This window comes from Faecalitalea cylindroides, from assembly GCF_028321995.1.
Taxonomy (GTDB): Bacteria; Bacillota_I; Bacilli_A; order Erysipelotrichales; family Erysipelotrichaceae; genus Faecalitalea; species Faecalitalea cylindroides.
In genome coordinates, this window is the sequence record NZ_JAQLXG010000008.1 from 39,648 (window position 1) to 62,882 (window position 23,235).

21 protein-coding genes are annotated in these 23,235 nt (G+C 34.2%); 17 read left to right on the forward strand and 4 right to left on the reverse strand.

Going from position 1 to position 23,235, the window contains the following annotated elements; genetic code table 11:
* From rsmB to PND65_RS05760, 8 genes are read left to right on the forward strand one after another with little or no spacing between them, the layout of a single operon-like run.
* Positions 1–1,230, forward strand: coding sequence for a 16S rRNA (cytosine(967)-C(5))-methyltransferase RsmB (rsmB, locus tag PND65_RS05725; RefSeq protein WP_271990928.1), 1,230 nt, complete (start codon positions 1–3; stop codon positions 1,228–1,230).
* 40 nt (positions 1,231–1,270) lie between these two features.
* Positions 1,271–2,317: a 23S rRNA (adenine(2503)-C(2))-methyltransferase RlmN gene (gene rlmN, locus PND65_RS05730; protein WP_022355301.1), complete on the forward strand. Its 1,047-nt coding sequence runs from the start codon at positions 1,271–1,273 to the stop codon at positions 2,315–2,317.
* Entirely contained in the window at positions 2,314–3,069 is a 756-nt protein-coding gene (locus PND65_RS05735) for a Stp1/IreP family PP2C-type Ser/Thr phosphatase (protein ID WP_015535256.1), read from the forward strand. Before rlmN ends, PND65_RS05735 begins: the two co-directional genes overlap by 4 nt.
* Positions 3,053–4,729 carry a Stk1 family PASTA domain-containing Ser/Thr kinase gene (gene pknB / locus PND65_RS05740; RefSeq protein ID WP_271990930.1) on the forward strand — a complete coding sequence of 559 codons (1,677 nt, stop codon included), beginning with the start codon at positions 3,053–3,055 and terminating at the stop codon, positions 4,727–4,729. The genes PND65_RS05735 and pknB overlap by 17 nt, the downstream gene beginning before the upstream one ends.
* A complete protein-coding gene (rsgA, locus tag PND65_RS05745; RefSeq protein WP_087158861.1) occupies positions 4,722–5,579 on the forward strand; it encodes a ribosome small subunit-dependent GTPase A in 858 nt (285 codons plus the stop codon). The genes pknB and rsgA overlap by 8 nt, the downstream gene beginning before the upstream one ends.
* Before the next feature lie 2 nt (positions 5,580–5,581).
* On the forward strand, positions 5,582–6,238 hold the full coding sequence (gene rpe / locus PND65_RS05750) for a ribulose-phosphate 3-epimerase (protein WP_022355304.1): 657 nt from the start codon (positions 5,582–5,584) through the stop codon (positions 6,236–6,238).
* Entirely contained in the window at positions 6,235–6,840 is a 606-nt protein-coding gene (locus tag PND65_RS05755) for a thiamine diphosphokinase (RefSeq protein WP_271990932.1), read from the forward strand. Before rpe ends, PND65_RS05755 begins: the two co-directional genes overlap by 4 nt.
* Positions 6,841–6,855: 15 nt before the next feature.
* On the forward strand, positions 6,856–8,130 hold the full coding sequence (locus PND65_RS05760; protein WP_271990935.1) for a hypothetical protein: 1,275 nt from the start codon (positions 6,856–6,858) through the stop codon (positions 8,128–8,130).
* A 47-nt stretch (positions 8,131–8,177) separates the two neighbouring features.
* On the opposite strand, the gene rpmB is transcribed toward PND65_RS05760, so the two are convergent.
* Positions 8,178–8,369 (reverse strand): 50S ribosomal protein L28, encoded by a 192-nt coding sequence (gene rpmB, locus PND65_RS05765; RefSeq protein ID WP_022355307.1) that lies wholly within the window; start codon positions 8,367–8,369, stop codon positions 8,178–8,180.
* Between the two features lie 146 nt (positions 8,370–8,515).
* On the opposite strand from rpmB, the gene mraY reads away from it, so the two are divergent.
* Genes mraY through PND65_RS05780 form a run of 3 tightly spaced genes read left to right on the forward strand, consistent with a single transcriptional unit; the run spans position 8,516 to position 11,638 of the window.
* Positions 8,516–9,496, forward strand: a complete 981-nt coding sequence (mraY, locus tag PND65_RS05770; protein ID WP_022355308.1) for a phospho-N-acetylmuramoyl-pentapeptide-transferase — start codon at positions 8,516–8,518, stop codon at positions 9,494–9,496.
* A gap of 1 nt (position 9,497) precedes the next feature.
* The gene (gene murD / locus PND65_RS05775; RefSeq protein ID WP_271990936.1) at positions 9,498–10,808 is read left to right on the forward strand and encodes a UDP-N-acetylmuramoyl-L-alanine--D-glutamate ligase; all 1,311 of its coding nucleotides are present in this window, start codon (positions 9,498–9,500) and stop codon (positions 10,806–10,808) included.
* Between the two features lie 5 nt (positions 10,809–10,813).
* Positions 10,814–11,638 carry an undecaprenyl-diphosphate phosphatase gene (locus PND65_RS05780; protein WP_022355310.1) on the forward strand — a complete coding sequence of 275 codons (825 nt, stop codon included), beginning with the start codon at positions 10,814–10,816 and terminating at the stop codon, positions 11,636–11,638.
* Positions 11,639–11,752: 114 nt separating this feature from the next.
* Here PND65_RS05780 and PND65_RS05785 read toward each other — a convergent pair whose 3' ends face one another.
* Positions 11,753–12,451 carry a hypothetical protein gene (locus PND65_RS05785; RefSeq protein WP_271990937.1) on the reverse strand — a complete coding sequence of 233 codons (699 nt, stop codon included), beginning with the start codon at positions 12,449–12,451 and terminating at the stop codon, positions 11,753–11,755.
* A 98-nt stretch (positions 12,452–12,549) separates the two neighbouring features.
* On the opposite strand from PND65_RS05785, the gene PND65_RS05790 reads away from it, so the two are divergent.
* The gene (locus PND65_RS05790; protein ID WP_271990939.1) at positions 12,550–13,566 is read left to right on the forward strand and encodes a helix-turn-helix transcriptional regulator; all 1,017 of its coding nucleotides are present in this window, start codon (positions 12,550–12,552) and stop codon (positions 13,564–13,566) included.
* Positions 13,559–14,503, forward strand: a complete 945-nt coding sequence (locus PND65_RS05795) for a hypothetical protein (protein ID WP_271990941.1) — start codon at positions 13,559–13,561, stop codon at positions 14,501–14,503. The genes PND65_RS05790 and PND65_RS05795 overlap by 8 nt, the downstream gene beginning before the upstream one ends.
* 74 nt (positions 14,504–14,577) lie before the next feature.
* On the opposite strand, the gene trpS is transcribed toward PND65_RS05795, so the two are convergent.
* The gene (gene trpS, locus PND65_RS05800) at positions 14,578–15,567 is read right to left on the reverse strand and encodes a tryptophan--tRNA ligase (RefSeq protein ID WP_015535248.1); all 990 of its coding nucleotides are present in this window, start codon (positions 15,565–15,567) and stop codon (positions 14,578–14,580) included.
* 159 nt (positions 15,568–15,726) lie between these two features.
* Between trpS and PND65_RS05805 the strand changes: the two genes are divergently transcribed.
* From PND65_RS05805 to PND65_RS05820, 4 genes are all read left to right on the forward strand, one after another.
* Positions 15,727–16,191, forward strand: a complete 465-nt coding sequence (locus PND65_RS05805; RefSeq protein ID WP_015535247.1) for a Spx/MgsR family RNA polymerase-binding regulatory protein — start codon at positions 15,727–15,729, stop codon at positions 16,189–16,191.
* A gap of 100 nt (positions 16,192–16,291) precedes the next feature.
* Positions 16,292–18,919, forward strand: coding sequence for a pyruvate, phosphate dikinase (gene ppdK, locus PND65_RS05810; protein ID WP_195295546.1), 2,628 nt, complete (start codon positions 16,292–16,294; stop codon positions 18,917–18,919).
* 300 nt (positions 18,920–19,219) lie between these two features.
* The gene (gene ybaK / locus PND65_RS05815) at positions 19,220–19,696 is read left to right on the forward strand and encodes a Cys-tRNA(Pro) deacylase (RefSeq protein ID WP_022356039.1); all 477 of its coding nucleotides are present in this window, start codon (positions 19,220–19,222) and stop codon (positions 19,694–19,696) included.
* 53 nt (positions 19,697–19,749) lie between these two features.
* Positions 19,750–21,042 (forward strand): alpha-amylase family glycosyl hydrolase, encoded by a 1,293-nt coding sequence (locus PND65_RS05820; protein ID WP_271990943.1) that lies wholly within the window; start codon positions 19,750–19,752, stop codon positions 21,040–21,042.
* Positions 21,043–21,070: 28 nt separating this feature from the next.
* Here PND65_RS05820 and PND65_RS05825 read toward each other — a convergent pair whose 3' ends face one another.
* Positions 21,071–23,158: a glutamine synthetase III family protein gene (locus PND65_RS05825; RefSeq protein WP_022356041.1), complete on the reverse strand. Its 2,088-nt coding sequence runs from the start codon at positions 23,156–23,158 to the stop codon at positions 21,071–21,073.
* Positions 23,159–23,235 lie beyond the last annotated feature (77 nt).

Sequence of the window (23,235 nt, forward strand, 5' to 3'; positions counted from 1 at the left end):
ATGCGATCTTGGGTGTTTAAGGCATTATGTAGCGTTGTGCTGGAAGGAACATATTCAAATTTATATTTAAAAAATCATTTAAAAGAAGTGCCAAAGAAAGATCAGGCATTGTGCACAAGGATCTTTTATGGAACGATTCAAAACTATGATTATTGTCAATATATCTATCGACAGTTTACAAATAGAAAGAAAATTGAATCAAAAATTGATGTTTTATTGGTCATGAGCGTATATCAAATCAAGTTTTTAGATAAAGTTCCTGACTATGCGATCTGTAATGAAGCTGTCAATCTTGCCAAAAAGGTAAATTCAAAAAGTGCTGGTTTTGTTAATGCTATCTTGCATAAAGTGATTCAAAATGAAGTGAAACTTCCTGAGGATGAAGTTGAAAGGATTGCAATTATGAATTCAATCAAACCTTGGTTAATCAGAATGTGGTGCTCACAATATGGTCTGGATACAGCCAAAAAAATCGCGATACATTCAAATACGACCTTGCCAATTGTGGTTCGAAGAAACTCGCTTTTGATTAATGAAGAAAACTTTTTAAAGGATCCTTATATTGAAAAGATCAAAGATAGTGAGTTATATGTATATATAGGTGAAGAGATCTCAAGTCATCCTTATTATGTTAAAGGTTACATGTCTGCACAGGATCCTGGTTCTTATCAAATTGCCAGAACCTTAGACGTAAAGTGTGAAGAAAAGGTATTGGATGTCTGCAGCGCACCTGGAACCAAGGCTATGACATTGGCGCAATTTATGAATAATAGAGGAACAATCGATTGTTTAGATATTCATGAACATCGTGTGCAGTTGATCAAGAAAGATGCTAAAAGATTACATGTTGATATCATTCATGCGTATTGTAAAGATGCTACAAAGATCTTAGATTTAGGACTTTATGATCGCGTGCTTTGTGATGTTCCTTGTTCCGGGTATGGTGTTTTAGCTAGAAAACCAGATATCAAATTACGTATGAAATCAGAAGACATGGATTCACTTATCAAGATTCAAAGAGAAATCTTAGCTTCAGCCGCCAGTCATGTTAAAGAAAATGGCTGCTTGGTGTATTCAACTTGTACTTTAAATAAGAAGGAAAATGAAAAACAAATCGAGTATTTTATCAAGAATCATCCAGGATTTGCTTTGGAAAAAGAAGAGACGTTATTTCCTAATGAATATAGTGGAGGATTCTTTATTGCGAAACTAGTGCGAAATACGCACTAGAGTATGCTATAATGCATAAGTGATTGGAGTGTTATAGAACATGCAAAGCTTGTATGATTTTAATTATGAACAAATGCAGCAGTTTGCACTCGATTGTGGATGGAAAACATTTAGAGGTCATCAGATCTTTCAATGGTTATATCGCAATCGAGTTGACGAAATAGATGAAATGACAAATTTAAGTTTGGAGACTCGTGAACTTTTAAAGTCGCGTTTTATTATCAATCCTTTGAAATTGATTCGAAAACAAGTTTCCCACGATGGGACTACAAAGTTTTTGTTCCAGCTTGAAGATGGAGCTCTATTAGAGAGTGTTATGATGATTTTTGATTATGGAAAGAGCATCTGTGTATCCAGTCAGGTTGGCTGTAACATGGGATGTGCTTTTTGTGCGAGTGGATTGACCAAGAAAAAACGTAATCTAACAAGCGGTGAAATGGTAGCGCAGGTAATGTATGTCCAAAAAGAGTTGGATAAGACACAAGATCGTCTTTCCCATATTGTGGTCATGGGTACAGGGGAGCCATTTGATAATTATGAAAATGTCATGAATTTTTTATCCTGTGTAAATCATGATCGTGGTCTAGGTATTGGAAGCCGTCATATTACGATTTCAACATGTGGAATCGTTCCAAGAATCTATGATTTTGCCAATGAACATACCCAATATAATCTTGCGGTTTCCTTACATGCTCCTAATAATGAACTTCGTAATCAGCTGATGCCTGTTAATAAGGCATATCCAATTGAAGAACTAATGAAGGCATTGACGTATTATTCAACGGAGAATAATCGACGCCTTACATTTGAATATATTTTATTAAAAGGAGTCAATGACAAACCAAGTCATGCTAAAGAGTTAGCTAAGCTTTTAAAAGGATTAAATGCATATGTAAACTTGATTCCGTATAATTCTGTGGATGAAAAACATTTTAAGAGCGTTACTCATGATGAGGCAATGATCTTTTACGATATGTTGATGAAAAACCATGTGCGGTGCACGATTCGAAAAGAACATGGAAATGATATCGATGCAGCATGTGGTCAATTACGAATTAAAGAAATTAAGAAAGGAAACGGCGAATGAGAGCTTTTGGAAATACCGATATAGGTTGTACAAGAAAAGTGAATGAAGATGATTATTGCATCCTTCAAAATGAAAATGGTGACTGGCTTGCGGCTGTTTGTGATGGCATTGGTGGAAGTGCTGCCGGTGAAGTTGCCAGCCATTTAGCTGTTTCCAAATTAAGAGAAGCATTTTTAAAAGCACCTGTTTTCAAAAAAGATTCACAGGTGAATGATTGGATCCACGACACATTGAATAAGGCTAATGATGCAATCTATCTTGAAAGTATGCGTAATCGCAAGGAACGTGGAATGGGAACGACTTGTGTAGGTATGATCTATGCAAATAATGCTACGTATATCTTTAATGTAGGAGATTCACGTTTATATGCATATTACTCAGATGGTTTGATCCAAATGAGTGAAGATCACAGCGTGATTGCAAAATTGATCAAAGAAGGAAAAATCAAGCCTGAAGAGGCAAAGAGTCATGCGCAAAGAAACACTTTGACCAATGCTTTAGGAGTATGGCGGGTATTCCGCATTGATACTAATAAAATTGATTCGAATTACCGATATATCTTGATCTGCAGTGATGGCCTGCATGGTTATGTAAGCTATGAAGAAATTCAGGCAATTATCGATTCTTCGGCGTATAATTTGACAGATAAAGTCAATGCCTTGATCTCTAGAGCAAACCAGTCTGGCGGCTATGATAATTGTACAGTGATCTTAATGGAAAATGAGAGGTACCAAGATGGCTCAAACGATTAATCAAATAGCAAACCGTTACGAGATCATCTCTTTAGTTGGTCAAGGTGGTATGGCAGATGTTTATAAGGCACAAGATACGATCTTAAATCGAATCGTTGCCATTAAGATCCTTCGCCAAAAACTAAGTGAAGATCCTATGACGTTAGTACGTTTTCAACGAGAAGCCAGCGCTGCAAGCCGTCTTTCACATCCGAATGTTGTAGATATTTATGATGTAGGCGAATACAGTGGCATGCATTATATCGTTATGGAATTTATTCGTGGACGTACACTAAAAGAATTGATTGGTTTACGAGGACCATTAAGTGTTGATGAAGCAGTTCATATCATGCGTCAATTGACTAGTGCCATAGCACATGCACATGAACACAATATTATTCATCGTGATATCAAACCTCAGAACATTTTGGTCAAGGATGATGGAACGATCAAGATCACGGATTTTGGGATCGCCGTGGCAAATGATGCAGTTCAATTAACATTAAATAATGCGGTCATGGGTAGTGCTCATTATCTTGCACCAGAAACAGCACAGGGTAAAGATCCAGATCCTAAGATCGATATTTATTCTATGGGAATCGTGTTCTATGAATTGTTGACAGGAAGTGTTCCTTTTCAAGGCAAGACTCCAACGGAGATTGCGATCAAGCATCTGCGTGAACCAATTCCATTTGTCCGTGATTTTAATCCAGGCATTCCTCAATCAATTGAAAATATCGTATTAAAAGCTACGGCAAAAAATCCAGCAGAACGATATGATAGTGCTTCTGATATGTTGTATGAACTAATGCACTATAATGATATTTCGAATCGAAATGTTCAAAGAGTAACTTTTAAATCACAACCGGTATCCAATGTTGAAATAGATGATGACGGGTATGTGAAAGTGGAATATGAAAAGCCAAAAAAAGTTACAAAAAAACCTAAAAGAAGTTTTGTTCCATATGTTTTAGGTGCTTTAGGTACGATCATCGCAATTGTATTGATGTTTATGATTGCATCTTTGACCGGGCTTATTCGATTCAGCGGCTTCTTGGGATATCAGACAATGCCGGAAGTTGTCAGTCTAACACAGGAAGAAGCATTGAATGTATTAGAAGATGCTAATTTTGATACATCTAATGTGGAAATCAAAGAAGATGTGAGTGATAAATTTGATGAAGGGCTGGTCATTTCAGCAAATTATGATGAAGGTGAAATTATTCCCGGTGATGCTGATATTGTCTTAACAATAAGTAAAGGTCCAAGTTTTTTAGTGGAAGATTATACTTCAAGATCTTTAAGTGAAGTACAGGCGGAATTACAGGCAAAAGGTGTCACTTTGAATATAGAAGTCGAGTATCAAGGCGCCAAGGATATGGATCCAGGGATCATCTTGGAACAAAGTGGTTTAAATCCTGGTGACAGGATCGACCCGGATGCTAATGAAACAATTAAATTTGTGGTTAGTGAATATCCTACAATTACGATTCCTTATGATTTAATTGGCAAGGACGTTAATGAAGCACAAGCTGAATTAAACGCTTTAGGAATAGCTGTTTTACCAATTCAGCAGGAAGGAGGTTCAGGTTCCAATATTGTTGTAGCCGTATCTCCGGATGTTGGAAGCGAGTATACACAGGAAGGAACGGACAGTGTGGTAACACTGTATTATGATTAGTATGCTGCAGGGAAGAATTATTAAGATTATTTCAAATCAGTCTACAATTGAATTTGAAGGAAAACAAGTGATTGCCAGACCAAGAGGAAAGATGAAATTAGAAAAAAGCCCTCTTGTAGGTGATTTAGTTGAGTTTGAGCAAATTGATGATACCTATCGTATTCATCGAATTCTAGATCGAAAAAATCAGTTGTTACGTCCAGCCATTGCCAATGTGGATCAGGCTTTGATCGTTACAAGTCTTAAAGACCCAGATTATTCGTGTCATTTATTGAATCGATTGATTTTCCTTGTTGCGATTGCTGGTGTAGAACCTGTGATCTGTATCACAAAATCGGATTTATTAAATAAAGATAATGATATCTTTGAGGATTTAAAACATTATAAAGATGCCGGCTATAAAATGGTATTTACACATCCAGGAAGTGATGATAATGAACTAAAGGAAGTATTAGATGGTAAGGTAAGCGTATTATGTGGTCAATCGGGTGCTGGAAAAAGTTCCTTGTTGAATCGCCTTGATCCTAGTTTTAAATTAAATACACAGGAAATCTCAAAGGCATTAGGGCGTGGAAAGCACACGACCAGGTATTGTGAATTGCATCATGTTGCCAATGGTCTAGTAGCCGATACACCAGGTTTCTCAAGCTTAGATTTTACACGTTTAGATACATCACATCTTGATCGTTTGATCTTGGATTTTAAGCCATATTTGGATACATGCCGATTCAAAGACTGTTTGCATATCAATGAACCGGATTGTGGTATCAAACAAGCACTTGAAGATGGTAAGATCAATCCGAGCATATATGAAGATTATAAACAAATTATGTCAGAAAAAAGGAGATAAGTATGGAAAGAATCATAGCCCCTTCGGTTTTATCGTTGGATTATTCTAAGATGACTGAACAAATTGAACAATTAAATCAATCAAAAGCGAAATGGTTGCATTTTGATGTCATGGATGGCCATTTTGTTCCGAATATCACATTTGGTCCAGATATCTTAAAAGGGTTTCGAAAGGCAAGTCCTTTATTCATGGATGTTCATTTAATGATCAGTGATCCTGAATATTATGCACCAATTTTTGTAAAAGCTGGAGCAGATATGATCACTTTTCATGTGGAATCCTTTGATAATGACACTGATAAATGTCTTGCATTCATGCAGAAGATGCAAGATTTACATGTTCAAGTTGGATTTACATTACGTCCAGCTACACCAATTGAACCTTTTGAAGCTTTGTTGGAACAGGCGGATATGGTTCTTGTTATGAGTGTCAATCCAGGTTTTGGGGGACAGTCTTTTATGGACGATCAATTAGATAAGGTACGTTGGTTATATAAAAAAAGAGAAGAAAAACAATTGAATTATCGCATAGAAATTGATGGTGGAATCAATCATGAAACATATAAAAAAGCTTGTGATGCCGGTTGTGATACTTTAGTTGCAGGTTCTTATGTCTTTAAAAATGATATTGTTTCTACGATCGAAGGGCTTTTAAAATGAAAAAGGCCCTTTTGATTACTCCTATGTCAAAAAATATCATCCAAGATGATTCGTATGATTATATAGGGGTTGATTCAGGTGCGCTGTTATTGATGGAAGCAAAGATACCAATGCGCTTTGCGGTTGGAGATTTTGACTCTATGACCGAAGATGAATTTCAAAGGTTACAAGGGACGTGTCAAATCATTCGCCATCCTGTACAAAAAAATGAAACAGATAGTGAATTGGCTGTTTCTCTATGCAAGAAAAAAGGATATGATGAGATAGTTTTATATGGAGCTTTATCTGGAAGAATTGATCATACATTTGCCAATATTCGTTTATTGATGTATCGTTATCCTCATTTGGTGCTTTTAGATGATCATCAAAAGATCACTTTATTATCTAAAGGAGAGCATGTGATCAAAAAAGCATATACACATGTATCTTTCTTTGCACTTGAAGATACAATCATCACCTTAGAAGGATTTACATATCCGCTATACAAAGAACCTATTACTGTAAAAGATATATTCTGCGTGTCGAATTCAATCGTACATGAAGAGGCAAAAGTCACACTTGATATAGGAAAAGTGCTTTGCATTCAATCAAATTTTAAGTAGAAAGGGGTCAAGCAGATGTTTAATAAAGATGTAGCTTCAAACTTTATAGTTGGTCTATGTTTTATTGCAGCAGGCTTGGTAATGTTTTTTATACCAAATCGCGTTTTTTCGCTCATCTTAAAGACATCTATCATCCTTCTTTTGATCAATGGAGTTTATCTACTGATTCGGTTTCTCCAGCACAAGAAGAAAAGCGATTTATTATTTTTGATCTTGTCTATTTTATTCGCATTATTTTTAGTTGATCATGAAACTATTCCGCAATGGATCATCCGAGTTGCTTTTGGCTTGTATTGCTACATCAGTACACTGGCTAGTTTGATTCAGCTGGTCATCAATTATATAAATGATATTCCGGATAAGTTCTATCATTTTTTAATGATAGTAGCTTATGGAATCTTGGGCTTTAATTTATTGTTTGTAGATGAATTTGAAACGGATTTATTACTTCGTTTGTTTGGAATTTATTTTATCTTATTAGGATCTCGATATTTTAATGATGCCAATGTAGGGGTAAATCCTTTATTAAAATATGAATGGAAGCGTAAGATTCGCATATCATTACCAACCATAATATGCGCCTTTATTCCAGATTGGGCATTAACGTCTATTAACCGATATTTATCTTCTGGTAAACCATTTGCTTTAGAAAAAAAAGACTATGGAGATGATCAAATTTTAAAGGTCATGGTTCATGTTGGACCTAATGGAATTCAAAAAGTTGGTCACATTACATTTTCTTATAAAGGAATTGTTTACAGTTATGGAAATTATGATGAAGAATCGTTTCGTTTAAATCAAACGATTGGAGATGGCGTATTCTTTACAGTTCCATTTGAATATTATATTCCTAATATGATGAGTGCAGAAAACAATTCTATTTTTGAATATGGTATTCAAATCAAGAAAGAACAGGAAGCTTTGATCGAACAAGAGCTTGAAGCTTTCAAAAATAACAGTTATCGCTGGTACTGTAAAATTGAACGTGAATATGGATACGATCGATTTAATGAGTATAAAGAGAATTATCCTTCAAGGCTGCATTATAAGACTGGGGCGAAGTTTTATAAATTTAAATCGGGTCGGTTTAAGACATATTGGGCTTTAGGTGATAATTGTGCTTTGTTTACCGACCGTATCCTAGGAAAACTAGGCTGTGATGTATTAAGTATGCGGGGAATCATTTCGCCTGGTACATATCTTGAATATCTTCAGGGGGAATATATCAAAAAGAACAGCCCAGTTGTTTCTTTAAAGATTCATTCGATTGAGGCAAAATCAATACACTAAAAAAAGAGCTGAAATCAGCTCTTTCTTTATGATCCTTAATAATTAAATTAAATAGCGTTTTGTTTCTTTAATGTTCTTAGCGCACGAGCACTCACACGGATTGTTTGAGGTTTACCGTCAACAATAACTCTCACTTTTTGTAAGTTTACATTCCATTTACGACGAGTGGCACGCATAGAGTGAGAACGTTTATTTCCAGATAAAGGACCTCTACCAGACACTGCACATACTTTTGACATCTCGACCTGTCCTCCTTTTTCTTAATTTCATTTACGCAATCGCTTTAATATAATATCATTTGGTTTCTTATATTTCAAGCACTAATTTAAATTTGTTCAACAGGATGTTTGATGTTACAATATATCTAAATGAATGGAGAGATATTATGGAATTTAGTAATGGTTTTTATATGATCATTGGATTCATTCTATGTTTGGTTTTGATGTTTGTGATCATGCCACCAATGATCAATTACCTACATAAAATAAAGTTTGGCCAGACCGAAAGGGAAGAAGGCTTGGAATCGCATAAGAAGAAAAACGGTACACCGACCATGGGTGGAATCGCATTTATTCTTGTACCAGTTGTTGTGTACTTTTTGATGAGCTTATTTACACCTTTTAAATTAGATATGAATACAGGAATTATCCTTCTAGCCTTTGTGGGATATGGACTGATTGGATTTATTGATGATTACATTATTGTTGTTAAGAAGGATAACGAAGGGTTAAAACCGGCTTATAAATTTGCTTTACAGTCTATTCTTGCGGTTATTTTCTTCTTTATTTATCAGACATCCTCTTCTACGGAAATTTGGATTCCGATCATAGATGTTACTTTTGACTTGGGGTATTTTTATTTTATCTTGGTTTTTATCATGTTTACAGCCGAAACGAATGCAGTTAACTTTACAGATGGATTGGATGGTTTATGTTCGGGTCAGATGATCATTGCCTTGATTCCTTTTTTGTGTTTTGCCTTGATTCAAGGTGTGGACAATGTTGCGTTTTTGATTGTTTTGGTTATTGCGAGTTTACTTGGATATCTTAAATTCAATAAACATCCTGCCAAGATCTTTATGGGTGATACTGGATCTTTAGCTCTAGGTGGCTTGATAGCTGCTATTGCTATGGTGCTAAAACAGGAAATCTTATTGGTAATCATTGGATTTGTGTTTGTAGCAGAAGTCTTAAGTGTCATTATTCAGGTTACGTATTATAAGAAAACACATAAACGTATTTTTAAGATGGCACCTTTACACCATCATTTTGAAAAATGTGGTTGGTCTGAAACTAAGGTAGTTACTCGTTTTTGGCTTGTTGGTGTAGTTTTAGCGGTTATCGGTTTGATATTGGGGGTCATGTAATATGGAAACAGTTTTGGTCATAGGAGCTGCACGAAGTGGCATTGCGGTTAGTAAACTTCTTCAAAAGAATGGATATCATGTCATTTTGACAGATTCCAATGAAGTTAAAGAAAAAATGGATTTAGAAGCACTAGGCATTGAAGTCGTGGATAATGGTCATCCTGACTGGTTGCTAGAAAAAGACTATCCATTTGTGGTAAAAAATCCAGGAATTCCATATCGAGTTCCTATTGTTAAGCATTTTCAAGAAGCTGGTGTACCAATTTATACGGAAATAGAAATAGCTTATCGATTTGCGCCTGGATTTAAATATGCTGCCGTTACTGGAACAGATGGAAAAACAACGGTCACGACACTTTTGTATGAGATGTTAAACGCAAAAGAAAAAGCTTTGGTGGCCGGGAACATCGGAACACCATTAAGCGAACTTGCTTTAATACATCAAGAAGAAACCTTTAATGTAGCATTGGAATTAAGTAACTTCCAACTTTTAGGTATTGATACTTTTCGGCCAAAGATTTCTGTTGTAACAAACCTGGCACCAGATCATTTAGATTATATGGATTCTTTAGAAGAATATTATCAATCAAAGATGTTGATCTATAAAAACTGTAATTCTCAAGATTGGTTTATCCGTAATATAGATGATGAAAATATTGTAAAATATGCACAAAATATCCCGTGTCAGGTAATTGATTTTTCTTTAACGCAAGAAGCAGATTTATATAAAGATGACACATTTGCTTATCTAAAGGATAAGATTTTGTTTAAGCTAAGTGATTTAAAAATAGTAGGCGATTTTAATTGTGGAAATGCAATGATGGCAGCCTGCATGGCATATAAGATGGGAATTGATCTAGAAACGATCCAATCCGTGATTCGTAGCTTTAAAGGCGTAGAACATCGTATCGAATATGTTAATACGATCAATGGGGTTCGTTTCTATAATGATTCGAAAGCTACAAACACACATGCAGCTTGTGCAGCTTTATCCGCTTTTGATAAGAATGTGATCTTGTTATGTGGTGGTAAGGATAAGCATATATCTTTTGATGATCTAAAACAGTATGACCATAAGATCAAACATTGTTTCTCTTTTGGTCAGACCAAAGATCATTTTAAATCAATCTTTACAAATCAAACATCTTGTCAAACGATGAAAGATGCACTAAATCATGCGATTGAGATCATGGAAGAAGGGGATGTGATCTTATTAAGTCCAGCATGTTCAAGTTTTGATCAGTTTAAAAACTATGAAATTCGAGGGGAGATATTCAAAGGTCTTGTTGAAGAGATCGCTAAGAGAGGATAAAGACAATGGATTTCATATTTAATTTGATAAAAGCCTTCTTTTTAGGGATTATACAAGGTATTACGGAATGGCTGCCTATCAGCAGTACGGGTCATTTGATCATATTTGATACCATATGGCCATTAACGCCAGCAGCTTTCTTTGAAGTATTTAAAGTTGTGATTCAGTTTGGAAGTATATTGGCTGTTTTATTCTTATATTTTCGTAAATTAAATCCTTTTGACCCTGAAAAATCATCAAAAAAGAAAAGAGAAACATTTCATCTTTGGAAACTTGTTATTATAGGGTGTATTCCCGCGGCTGTCATAGGCTTTTTTCTAGATGATATCATTGAGCAGTTCTTATCTGCCAATTTTGTAATTGCGGTTGCTTTGATAACATATGGTATCATTTTTATCATTACAGCTAAGCATCCAAAAAAAGTAACGATAGAATCGCTGAACGAATTAGATGTTCTCACTTCTTTAAAGATAGGCTTTTTTCAATGTCTGGCCTTAATTCCAGGAACTTCTAGATCTGGAGCTACGATCTTAGGAGGTCTATATTGTGGATGCTCAAGATATGTCGCAAGCGAGTTTTCGTTTTTTATCGCAATTCCTGTAATGGCAGGTGCAAGCTTGTTGAAAATTGTTAAGTATTTCATGGAAACAGGCATGTTTACTCTTGATCAATGGGCCCTTTTATTTGTAGGTACATTTGTAAGTTTTGTCGTGAGTGTCTTTGCGATACAAGGACTATTGAATTATGTTAAAAAACATGACTTTACTAGTTTTGGATGGTATCGTATCGCACTTGGTATCTTTGTATTATTGTTCTTTTATATCTTATAATAAGAGTCAAAAATTATTAACGTACGACTAAATGTTTTAGAGTGTACATCTAAAATAAAATTCAGGAACTGTTTATGTTGCAGTTCCTGTTTTCTTTTTTTTAAACTATGTTGTTTAAGCATGAATAATGAGAATTTTATTAATTTTAGAAGAATTAATCTCATTTATAATATCAATAAAAAACGGATAAGATTTTCGAGGTAGATAAACAGACGGATTTAAGAATACATACGGAAAAGGAATCTTAATATTTTTAAATATAGATAGCAAGTATGAATAGTTCACCATGATCCTGATTTCAAAAGGAATGGAACTTAAATCATAATCATCTGTTGAATCAAGAAAGAAAATGTTTAAATTCTTTTTATTTCCATACTTTTCTTGATGGAGCGTTAAAAATATCATTAAAGCTTCTAAACGAATTACTCTATATCTTATTTTATTCTTTGCAAACTGTTTGAAGAATATGAACTGTTTATATGGGTTTAAACTGGAAATGTCCATATTGATAAAATTAAATATATTTTCAGTATACAGTTTATCATGAATCGTCTTTTCTAATAAATTCATTAAAACTTCAATACATTTGCCTTTTGTCAAATAAGAGGAATATTCAAAAAATTCCTCAATAGATAAATTATTTGATTCTCTTTTTAATTCGATGATTTCTTTTAAAGTGCTTAAATAATTGGATCTGGAGTCATATTCTACAAACATTTTTTTTAAGTCAAATAAGACAATTATTAAATTATGATCTTCTGCATAAAGGACAGGATCCTCAATCACTTTTATAAACGTTTCTTTACCTTTCATAAACATATCCTCCTGGATACATTTTATAGATATCCATGAACCAAAAAGAGTGCATCAAAGAAAAGCCTATATGGTATACTAGAGATGAGGACAATATCATGAAACAGTCAAAGAAACTGATAATAATGAATATTTTAAAAATATTAAAAGAGCATTCAGATGTAGAGCATCCTTTAACACAGAAAGAAATTCAGAATATTCTTGAGTTCGAGTATGATATGAAGATTGATCGAAAAGCAATCAAAAGAAATCTAATGAATCTGATTGATTTTGGCTATGATATAAATTACACTGAGAAAACCCGACAAAAGAAAAATGGAGATCATGAAATTGTTTATACAGACTGGTATTTAGAAAGAGAGTTTGAAGATTCTGAACTTAGATATATTATTGATGGATTATTATTCTCAAAACACATTCCAACATCACAGTGCAAACAACTCATTGATAAGATTTCTAGATTATCTTCCAACGAAGATAAAATTAAGATCAAACATATGAACAACCTTCCTGAAAATACGATTCAGAACAAAGAACTGTTCTATACAATCGAAGTTTTAGATGAAGCTATAGACAAACAAAGACAAGTTCAATTTACATATAATGTTTATGGGATCGATAAAAAGATGCATCCTAAAAGAGAAGAAAAATATATTGTTAATCCATATCAGATGGCTGCGACAAATGGTCGGTATTATTTAATTTGCAATTATGATAAATATGACAATATATCCCATTATAGAATCGATAGGATTACAGATATTGAAATACTGTCTACTTCATGTAAGCCAAAAGAAGAAGTAAAAGACATCAAATATGGCTTAGATTTGCCAAAACATATGGCTGAACATATCTATATGTTTGCGGGAAAAAGTGTTCGAGTAGTTTTCGAAGCAAAAGCATATTTGGTTACTGAAATATTAGATTGGTTTGGAAAGGAGACTGAGTTTGAAAGAATAGACGAAGACACATTGAAAGTAAGCGTATATGTCAATTTAAGCGCTATGAAGTATTGGGCTTTACAGTATGTAAGACATGTTAAAGTATTAAGCCCAAAAGAATTAGTTGAAACGATCAAAGAAGAAATAGAAATAGGAGCTAAGAATTATGAGTGAAGAACAATTATACGAAACATACGAACAAAAAGTAAACACACTAGAAGATGAGATTTGTAACCATGAAAAAATGAGCGCCATAATGGATAAAGATTTAAAAATTGATTCTAAGTTAATTGAAGCTATATTTAAACCATATTTTAAGAAGGCCACAAAAGAAAATGGTGATCAAGTTATTAAAGTTTTAAATAACTTCTATAAGTATCATCCTTTTTTAATTCCATTTGTCGGAAAAGACTACCCGCAAAATGACAAGAAAAAATTTCTGTTTGTTATGGAAAGCCATTATTTACCAGAGTTTTCAGATTTTTATGTCAATATGCCTAGAAAAAGTAAAGACAAAAACGAATGGTTGAAAGAACAATGGTATAAACGTGATTTTAGTTGGGAAAAATTACAATCATCTCCGGAAAGTGAAATCTCTTTGTGTAGAGAAGATATTGATTATATATGTACTGAAAGTGTTGTGAAAAATAACATTAAAAATAATAATAAGTTTAAAGCATTATTCAGAAATATGTTAAAACCAATATTCAATATTGAAAATGACCAAATCGAGAATACTATAAAGTCAATCGCTTTCATGAATTATTTTTTAAGACCATCAGAATATACAGGCGTCTCTATAAAAGGAAAAGATATTGATGAGTTATTCAGTTATTTAAACTTAATAAGAGTTTGGAAAGCTTTAGATGAACCATACATTATCATATGTTCTGCAATAGCTAGAAAATCTTTTTATTTTTATTGGAAAGAACACAAGAAATGTTTAGAAGATCCGGGGGTAAAAAATATAGTTGATGACACTGCTTTTACAACTGACGCTGAATTCTGTTTATGCAATCATCCGAATAATAGAAGTTGGAATAAAAGTATGGAAAATAATGAGACCAGCGAAGAAAGATTATTAAAATTCATAAAGAACGTCTATCAATAAAAATGACTGAGAAAATAAAAAAGAACTGGTTTTAAAAATTCCAGTTCTTTATATGTTTTGTGTTGGTATTAACTTTATTTTGTGATAGTAAAGCCAATTTTTTTATAGACTTTACGAATTTTTTTGTTGGCAACATAGCTTGCTTTTTTAGCTCCTTCTTCAAGGATCTGGTCAATAACGTTGCTTTCAATGATTTTTTTATATTTTGCTTGTAAATCTGTTAAAAAATCAAATACAGTTTGCCCAATTTCCTTTTTCAATTCTCCATAACCTTTACCTTCGTAGCGTTTTACAATATCTTCAATTGGTTCATTGGCTAAAACTGATTGTATTGTTAATAAATTTGCAAGGCCTGGTTGGCTTTCTGGGTCATATTGAATAATACCTACTGAATCTGTTACGGCAGACATGATTTTCTTTCTTGCCACAGCTGGATCATCTAACAAGTCAATCGTACCTTTTGTGTCTGTTTCGCTTTTTGACATTTTCTTGGTTGGATCTTGTAAAGAGAAGATTTTTTTACCAACTTTTGTTTCAAGTGGTTGTGGAACGACAAAAGTTTCACTGTATCGATTGTTAAAACGCTCTGCTAGATGTCTTGTTAATTCAACGTGTTGTTTTTGATCTTGTCCAACAGGAACATAGTCGGCATCGTATAGAAGAATATCGGCAGCCATTAAACATGGGTAAGTAAATAGACCATCTGTGATACCTGTTTCACCTTTGGCTGTTTTATCTTTATACTGTGTCATACGTTGCAATTCACCCATATATGTAAGGCAGGTGAACACCCATCCTAATTTAACGTGGGCATCCACATCACTCTGTAAAAATAATGTACATTTTTCAGGATCTAAACCAGCTGCCAAATAAAGGGCAATCAAATCTTTTGTGTTTTGACGTAATGCCTTTGGATCGGTTGGAACCGTAATAGCGTGTTGATTCGCAATGAAAATATACATTTCATATTCATCCTGGTATTTCACAAATTGTGAAATAGCTCCAATATAATTTCCTAAATGCAATCTACCAGTTGGCTTGATTCCACTTAACATTCTTTCCATATAAATCACCTCAGTGAATATATTTTACTTCTTTTATAAGTGACATACAAGCTAGAATTTTTAAGTAAAATTAACTAATTTAATACATTGTTTGAAAAGTGGGCATATTCATTGCGAAAGGAACACAATCCATATATAATTATAGAAAGGAGGATGACTATGGTAATAATTTATACATCACCAGGTTGTGCAAGTTGTCGAAAAGCGAAACAGTGGCTAAAAGACAACAATATAGAATTTGTTGAGAAGAACATATTTACCTCTCTTTTAAATGAAAAAGAGATCAAATATATTTTATCAAGATGTGAAAATGGGACAGAAGATATTATTTCAGTACGATCTAAAGCTTTCCAGTCACTTAAAAAGGGAATTGATGATCTTTCTACAAAAGAACTTGTGGAATTGATTCAAAAGAATCCATCGATATTAAAAAGACCAATCATGTTGTCAAAAAAGAGTTTGGTGGTTGGTTATGATGATGATGAGATCACTATGATGATGCCAAGTGATCTTCGTAAGGTTTGCGAAGAAACTTGTAATGATTCCTGTCCAAATTATGAGGTTTGTGGCAAGCTTCGTGTCGAAGAAGTGCAACCTACAATGAATGTAAATCTGCAACAGTAGAAATATCTACTGTTTTTTTCTATCTTTTATTGTAAATATGTGATATATTATTTAAGTAATGAAAACGTTTACATAAATGTAATCAAAGGAGGTTTACTTAATGGCTAAAAAATATGTTTACAATTTCCATGAAGGAAATGGTAGCATGCGTGAATTGCTAGGTGGTAAAGGAGCCAACCTGGCTGAAATGATGAACCTTGGAATGCCAGTTCCATATGGTTTTACAGTAACGACAGAAGCATGTAATCAATACTATGCGGATGATGAAAAAATCAGTGTGGGTATTATTGCAGAAATCATGAATCATTTAAGAGATCTAGAAGAAGAATCTGGAAAAGAATTTGGTTCTCCAGAAAACCCACTTTTGGTTTCTGTTCGTTCTGGAGCTCGTGCCAGTATGCCTGGTATGATGGATACTATCTTAAATTTAGGTTTAAATGATGAAGTTGTTGAAGGACTTGCTACATTAACAAATAATCCACGCTTTGCTTATGACAGCTATCGTCGTTTTATCCAAATGTTTGCCGATGTTGTAATGGGACTTTCAAAAGCTAAATTTGAAACTGTTATTGACGAAATCAAAGAAGCTAAACATGTTAAATTGGATACTGAACTTGATACAGATGACTTAAAATTGATGGTTAAAAAATTTAAAGAATTCTATCACGAACAATTACATGATGATTTCCCAACAGATCCAAAAGAACAGTTGATCCTGGCTGTAGAGGCAGTATTTAAATCTTGGGAAAATCCTCGTGCTCAATACTATCGTAAGATGAATGATATCCCATCTAGTTGGGGAACAGCTGTTAACGTTCAAATGATGGTATTTGGTAACATGGGAGAAACTTCTGGTACAGGTGTTGCCTTTACTCGTAACCCAGCAACTGGCGAAAACAAACTATACGGTGAATTCTTGATGAATGCACAGGGCGAAGATGTTGTTGCAGGTATTCGTACACCACAAACAATTGATCATTTAAAAGACATCATGCCTAAGGCTTATGAACAATTTGTAGACATCACAAAGAAACTTGAAAATCATTATAAAGATATGCAGGATATGGAGTTTACTATTGAAAATGAAAAACTGTTTATGTTGCAGACTCGTAATGGTAAACGTACTGCTTCTGCTGCTTTAAAGATTGCATGTGATATGGTAGCCGAAGGTCTTTTGACAAAAGAAGAAGCTATCCTAAATGTTGATCCAAGTCAGTTGGATGCATTGTTACATCCAACATTCGATGGGGCCGCATTAAAAGATGCACAGGTAATTACTCGTGGTCTTCCTGCAAGTCCAGGTGCAGCGACTGGTAAGGTCGTATTTAATGCCGAAGATGCAAAACGTGCAGCAAATGCTGGACATCGTGTTGTCTTGGTTCGTCTAGAAACATCTCCAGAAGATATCGAAGGTATGGCTGCAGCTCAAGGTGTATTAACAGTTCGTGGTGGTATGACAAGCCATGCAGCCGTTGTTGCTCGTGGTATGGGTACATGCTGTGTATCTGGTTGTGGCGATATCAAAGTAAACGAAGAAGAAAAATACTTTACAGTTAATGGATTGAAATTCACAGAAAATGACTATATCTCTTTAGATGGAAGTACAGGTAATGTATATGGCGAAGAAGTTCGCACTGTTCCAGCTAAGATTGTTGGTGATTTTGAGACATTTATGTCTTGGGCTGATGAATTTAGAAAATTAAAAGTACGTACAAATGCAGATACTCCAAGAGATGCGAAAAAAGCATATGAATTTGGTGCAGAAGGTATTGGTTTAGTTCGTACAGAACATATGTTCTTTGATGGTGATCGTATCAAAGCAATTCGTGAAATGATCGTATCTAAAACAGTAGAACAACGTGAAAAAGCATTGGCTAAATTATTACCAATGCAACGTGGTGACTTTGAAAAAATCTATGAGGCAATGCATGGTCTTCCAGTAACGATTCGTTACTTAGATCCACCTTTGCATGAATTCCTTCCAACAGAAGAAGAAGATATCATCGCATTGGCTAATGAAATGAATATGGGCGTCGCAGATTTGAAAGCCGTAATTTCAAACTTACATGAATTTAATCCGATGATGGGACATCGTGGCTGTCGTTTAGCTATTTCTTATCCTGAGATTGCTAAGATGCAGACACAGGCTGTTATCGAAGCTGCTATCAATGTAAATGAAAGAAAACCACACTATCATATCGTTCCTGAAATCATGATCCCACTTGTTGGAGATAAGAACGAACTTGCCTATGTTAAGAAAATCGTAAAAGAAACAGCCGATCAGATTATCGCGGATAAAGGCGTTGAACTTACATATAAAGTTGGTACAATGATTGAAATTCCTAGAGCTGCTGTATTGGCAGATGAAATTGCTGAAGAAGCAGAATTCTTCTCATTTGGTACAAATGACTTAACACAGATGACTTATGGATTCTCTCGTGATGATGCTGGTTCATTCTTACAGGACTACTATGATAAGAAAGTTTATGAACAAGATCCATTTGCCCGTTTAGACCAGAAGGGTGTTGGAAAATTAGTTAAGATGGCTGCTACATTGGGTCGTCAAACTCGTCCAGATATTAAATTGGGCATTTGTGGTGAACATGGTGGAGATCCTTCATCTATTGAATTCTGTCATAAGGTAGGATTGGATTATGTTTCTTGTTCTCCATTCCGTGTACCAATTGCACGTTTAGCTGCTGCGCAGGCTGCCATTCGTAATAAATAATGTTCTAAAAATCGTCTAATTTTAGGCGATTTTTTTATCATTTTTGGCATAAAAATGAAGGTTGATATATCAACTAAAATTTCTTAAATTTTTAGTGGATTTTTTTTAATTTTAGATTTAAGATATCATCAAAATAAGGGGAGAATTAAGGGGGATATGTTTGACAATTTGATGGTAAAAATCATCATTGTCCTAGTATTTTTTATAATGGTTTTCTTTATATTGCCATTAGATATTTTTACTTAGGCATGATGAAAAGACTGTATTTTACAGTCTCTTTTATTTTGGAGGATATGCGATATGAAAATAAACAAAACAAATGCTATGCGTGAATTAGATAAACATAATATAGAATACGAAGTATTGACGTATGATCATGGTAAAGATGCTGTAGCAGGGGATGTGGTTGCCAGTATGTTGGATGAGGATCCAGAAAAGGTATTTAAGACCTTAGTTACACAGGCAAATACCAAAGAATATCTTGTCTTTATGCTGCCGGTTGATCATGAACTGGATCTAAAAAAAGCAGCTGCTTTAGCTGGTGTTAAAAAAGTAGAGATGATTCCTGTAAAAGATATCACAAAAATTACTGGATATGTCCGCGGTGGCTGTTCACCTTTAGCCATGAAAAAAAAGTTTAGGACGCATATCAATGAATCAGTATTAAACAAAGACTTTATTTACTTTAGTGGCGGAAAGATTGGTTTACAAATCAAATTAGAGCCAATGAAGATAATTCAATTATTAGATATTCAGGTTGGGGATATTATCAAGTAAAGTATTTTGAAAACCCTTACAAATATGGTACACTTATGTTCGAGGTGATTTTAATGTGGACAGATAATAGTGTGCTGTATCAAATATATACGCTAGGTGCTTTTGGTTGCCCTTTTGAAAATGATAATGTTTTAGAGCATCGTTTTAAAGATATTGATTTATGGATAAATCAATTAAAAGACTTAAATATTGATGCTGTATTGTTCAATCCGATTTTTCAATCACATTCTCATGGATATGATACGATTGATTATTATACGATTGATAATCGTTTAGGGGATAATAAAGATTTTAAATACGTGAGTTCACTTTTACATAAGAATGGGATCCGCATTATTTTAGATGCTGTATTTAACCATGTAGGAAGAGGATTCTTTGCCTTTGAAGATGTCTTAAAAAATCGTGAAAATTCTCATTATAAAGACTGGTTTTACATTAATTTTTATGGCAATAGCGCTTATGATGATCATTTAAGTTATCAAGATTGGGAAGGAAATCAAAATCTTGTAAAACTAAATCTGCAAAATCCAGAAGTCGTAGAATATATCATGAATGTTGTGCAGTTCTGGAAAGATGAATTTGAGATTGATGGATTGCGTTTGGATGTAGCTTATTGTCTTGATCAAAACTTTTTAAAAACATTACATTCTAGGCACCATGATTTGTTTTTAATGGGTGAAACGCTGCATGGCGATTATAATATGTGGGTAAATGATCAAATGTTAGATAGCTGTACGAATTATGAATGTTATAAAGGGTTATATTCTAGTCTGAATTCTTATAATCTTTTTGAAATCATGCATTCTTTGCATCGCCAATTTGGAAAAGATAACTGGTGTTTGTATCGTGGAAAACATCTAGTGTGCTTTGTTGATAATCATGATGTACCAAGAATTGCGACTCAGCTACAAAATGAAAACCATTTACCATTGATTTATGGTTTATTGATGACCATGCCAGGAATTCCTTGTATCTATTATGGAAGTGAATGGGGAATCAAGGGACAAAAGAATTGGAACGATACCGAATTAAGACCGCATATTACGCATTTTGAAAACAATGAATTAACAAAGAGAATCAAACGATTGATTGAAATCAAACATGAACATAGTGCACTTCATACAGCAAATTTTGAACAAATTGTCTTGAATAACACATATTGTATATTCAAGCGAAATAGCGAAGAGGAAACTTTATATATTGCCATAAATATTTCCAATGAGCCAATTGCTTTTAATTTGGATCTAAATGGTGAATATGTAGATTTGATTGATGAGAATCGTCTTTCAATTGATCATGTGCTAGAAATGCCGGCTTATTCATTAATGATTTTAAAGGCAATTTAAAAGGACACATTGTTGTGTCCTTTTGTATTTATAAGATTGAACCAAATAACATATCGTTATAATCAGGAATAGGCCAGTCGTTTTTTGATACATTGTTTTCGATGGTATCTGTTAAAGCACGAATGGCATCCATCAAAGGTAAAAGTTCATTTGCAGCAAAATTAGCGGCTTCTCTAGCACCAGAATGGGATTTTTGAATCAATTCTTCTAATTTTTCAAGATGTTTATTAACAATTTCCAATGGTGTATTGATATTAAACAATAATTTTTCTTCCATTGGAGAAGTAATTCCACTAGACTTCTTGGTTTGAATAATTGTTGCCAGCTTGGACTCATATTCAAATACAGCTGGTAGGATCTGTTTTCTTAACATATAAGACATTGTTTTTGCCTCAATCTCAATAACTTGATAGTAGTTAGTCAATAAGATGTTTTCACGCGCATGAAGTTCATTTGGTGTATAAACGTTGTGTTTTTCAAATAATGCTAGGTTTTTTGGATCTGTATAGTGAGGCAATGTTTCTGCCGTATTCTTTAACTCAAGCAAACCTCTTGATAAGGCTTCTTTTCGCCATTCAGGAGAATAACCATTTCCTGAGAAGATGATGCGTTTATGCTCCTTGATTGTTTTTCGAATCAGGCGAATGATTGCATCGTTTAATTCTTCTTCAGAATAACATTCAAGTTCATCGGCAAACTGTGTCATTTCCTCTGCAACGATTGTATTTAAAATCGTGTTAGGGCAGGAAATATTGATTGCACTACCTAACATTCTGAACTCAAACTTGTTTCCAGTAAAGGCAAATGGGCTTGTACGGTTTCTGTCTGTTGAGTCTCTTGAAATTGGAGGTAATGCAGAAACACCAAGTTCAAGTTTTTTATTAATTGTATCGATATATTCATCGCCTTTTTCAATAGCTTCCAGAATAGCGGTCAATTCTTCACCTAGATAAATAGATATAATAGCTGGTGGAGCTTCATGTCCCCCTAAACGGTGATCATTTCCCGCGGTTGCGACACTAACTCGCAATAAGTCCTGGTATTCATCCACAGCTTTAATGATGGCAACTAGAGTAATCAAAAAACGAATATTGTCTTTTGGAGAGTCACCAGGTTCAAGCATATTTTCTCCTTTGTCAGTTGAAAATGACCAGTTGTTATGTTTACCTGATCCATTAACGCCGGCAAATGGTTTTTCATGTAATAGACAAACCAGGCCATGATGATTTGCAACTTTTTGCAAAATTTCCATCGTAATCTGGTTTTGATCATTTGCCAAATTTACTGGGGAATAAACAGGAGCAATTTCAAACTGGCAAGGAGCCACTTCTTTATGTTCTGTTTTGGCATATACACCTAATTTCCAAAGTTCTTCATCTACTTCTTCCATATAGGCTTTAACACGTTCTTCGATATTTCCAAAATAGTGATCATCTAATTCTTGTCCTTTGACAGGATCTGTACCAAATAACGTTCTTCCAGTAACCATTAGATCTAAACGTTTTTTATACATCTCTTTATCAATTAGAAAATACTCCTGTTCAGGTCCAACGGTAACTGTAATGTTTTTGATGTTATGACCCATAATGTTATATAAGCGAACAGCCGCTTTGTTTAAAGCATCTATTGATCGCAATAATGGGGTTTTCTTATCCAAGGCACTTCCATCATAAGAACAGAAAAGGGTTGGGATATATAATGTCTTGTCTTTGACAAAGGCAAAACTTGTTGGATCCCAAGCTGTATAACCACGAGCTTCAAATGTTGCGCGTAAACCACCACTTGGAAAGCTTGAAGCATCTGGCTCACCTTTGATCAATTCTTTACCTCTAAAATCACTAATAACCGAATTAGGTCCGGTAGGTGTAATAAAAGCATCATGTTTTTCAGCTGTGATTCCAGTCATAGGTTGGAACCAATGAGTATAATGCGTAGCACCTTTATCCATTGCCCAATCTTTCATTGCGTTGGCAACAATATCGGCAATTTCACGAGGAAGTTCCTGCCCTTTTTCAATGACACCAATCATTTGTTTGTATACAGCATGAGGCAGGTATTTTTGCATTGCACTTGTACTAAAGACATCACATCCAAAATATTCATCAACTATTTTCATCAGCGTTCTCCTTTATTTATACCCTTAATTCTAACACTGTTTATTTGCATGAGTAAACAAAAAGATAAAAAATGATT

Coding starts and splice junctions, on each gene's coding strand:
- rsmB (WP_271990928.1), top strand. CDS start 1: ATGCGATCTTGGGTGTTTAAGGCATTATGTAGCGTTGTGCTGGAAGGA.
- rlmN (WP_022355301.1), top strand. CDS start 1,271: ATGCAAAGCTTGTATGATTTTAATTATGAACAAATGCAGCAGTTTGCA.
- PND65_RS05735 (WP_015535256.1), top strand. CDS start 2,314: ATGAGAGCTTTTGGAAATACCGATATAGGTTGTACAAGAAAAGTGAAT.
- pknB (WP_271990930.1), top strand. CDS start 3,053: ATGGCTCAAACGATTAATCAAATAGCAAACCGTTACGAGATCATCTCT.
- rsgA (WP_087158861.1), top strand. CDS start 4,722: ATGATTAGTATGCTGCAGGGAAGAATTATTAAGATTATTTCAAATCAG.
- rpe (WP_022355304.1), top strand. CDS start 5,582: ATGGAAAGAATCATAGCCCCTTCGGTTTTATCGTTGGATTATTCTAAG.
- PND65_RS05755 (WP_271990932.1), top strand. CDS start 6,235: ATGAAAAAGGCCCTTTTGATTACTCCTATGTCAAAAAATATCATCCAA.
- PND65_RS05760 (WP_271990935.1), top strand. CDS start 6,856: ATGTTTAATAAAGATGTAGCTTCAAACTTTATAGTTGGTCTATGTTTT.
- rpmB (WP_022355307.1), bottom strand. CDS start 8,369: ATGTCAAAAGTATGTGCAGTGTCTGGTAGAGGTCCTTTATCTGGAAAT.
- mraY (WP_022355308.1), top strand. CDS start 8,516: ATGGAATTTAGTAATGGTTTTTATATGATCATTGGATTCATTCTATGT.
- murD (WP_271990936.1), top strand. CDS start 9,498: ATGGAAACAGTTTTGGTCATAGGAGCTGCACGAAGTGGCATTGCGGTT.
- PND65_RS05780 (WP_022355310.1), top strand. CDS start 10,814: ATGGATTTCATATTTAATTTGATAAAAGCCTTCTTTTTAGGGATTATA.
- PND65_RS05785 (WP_271990937.1), bottom strand. CDS start 12,451: ATGAAAGGTAAAGAAACGTTTATAAAAGTGATTGAGGATCCTGTCCTT.
- PND65_RS05790 (WP_271990939.1), top strand. CDS start 12,550: ATGAAACAGTCAAAGAAACTGATAATAATGAATATTTTAAAAATATTA.
- PND65_RS05795 (WP_271990941.1), top strand. CDS start 13,559: ATGAGTGAAGAACAATTATACGAAACATACGAACAAAAAGTAAACACA.
- trpS (WP_015535248.1), bottom strand. CDS start 15,567: ATGGAAAGAATGTTAAGTGGAATCAAGCCAACTGGTAGATTGCATTTA.
- PND65_RS05805 (WP_015535247.1), top strand. CDS start 15,727: ATGGTAATAATTTATACATCACCAGGTTGTGCAAGTTGTCGAAAAGCG.
- ppdK (WP_195295546.1), top strand. CDS start 16,292: ATGGCTAAAAAATATGTTTACAATTTCCATGAAGGAAATGGTAGCATG.
- ybaK (WP_022356039.1), top strand. CDS start 19,220: ATGAAAATAAACAAAACAAATGCTATGCGTGAATTAGATAAACATAAT.
- PND65_RS05820 (WP_271990943.1), top strand. CDS start 19,750: ATGTGGACAGATAATAGTGTGCTGTATCAAATATATACGCTAGGTGCT.
- PND65_RS05825 (WP_022356041.1), bottom strand. CDS start 23,158: ATGAAAATAGTTGATGAATATTTTGGATGTGATGTCTTTAGTACAAGT.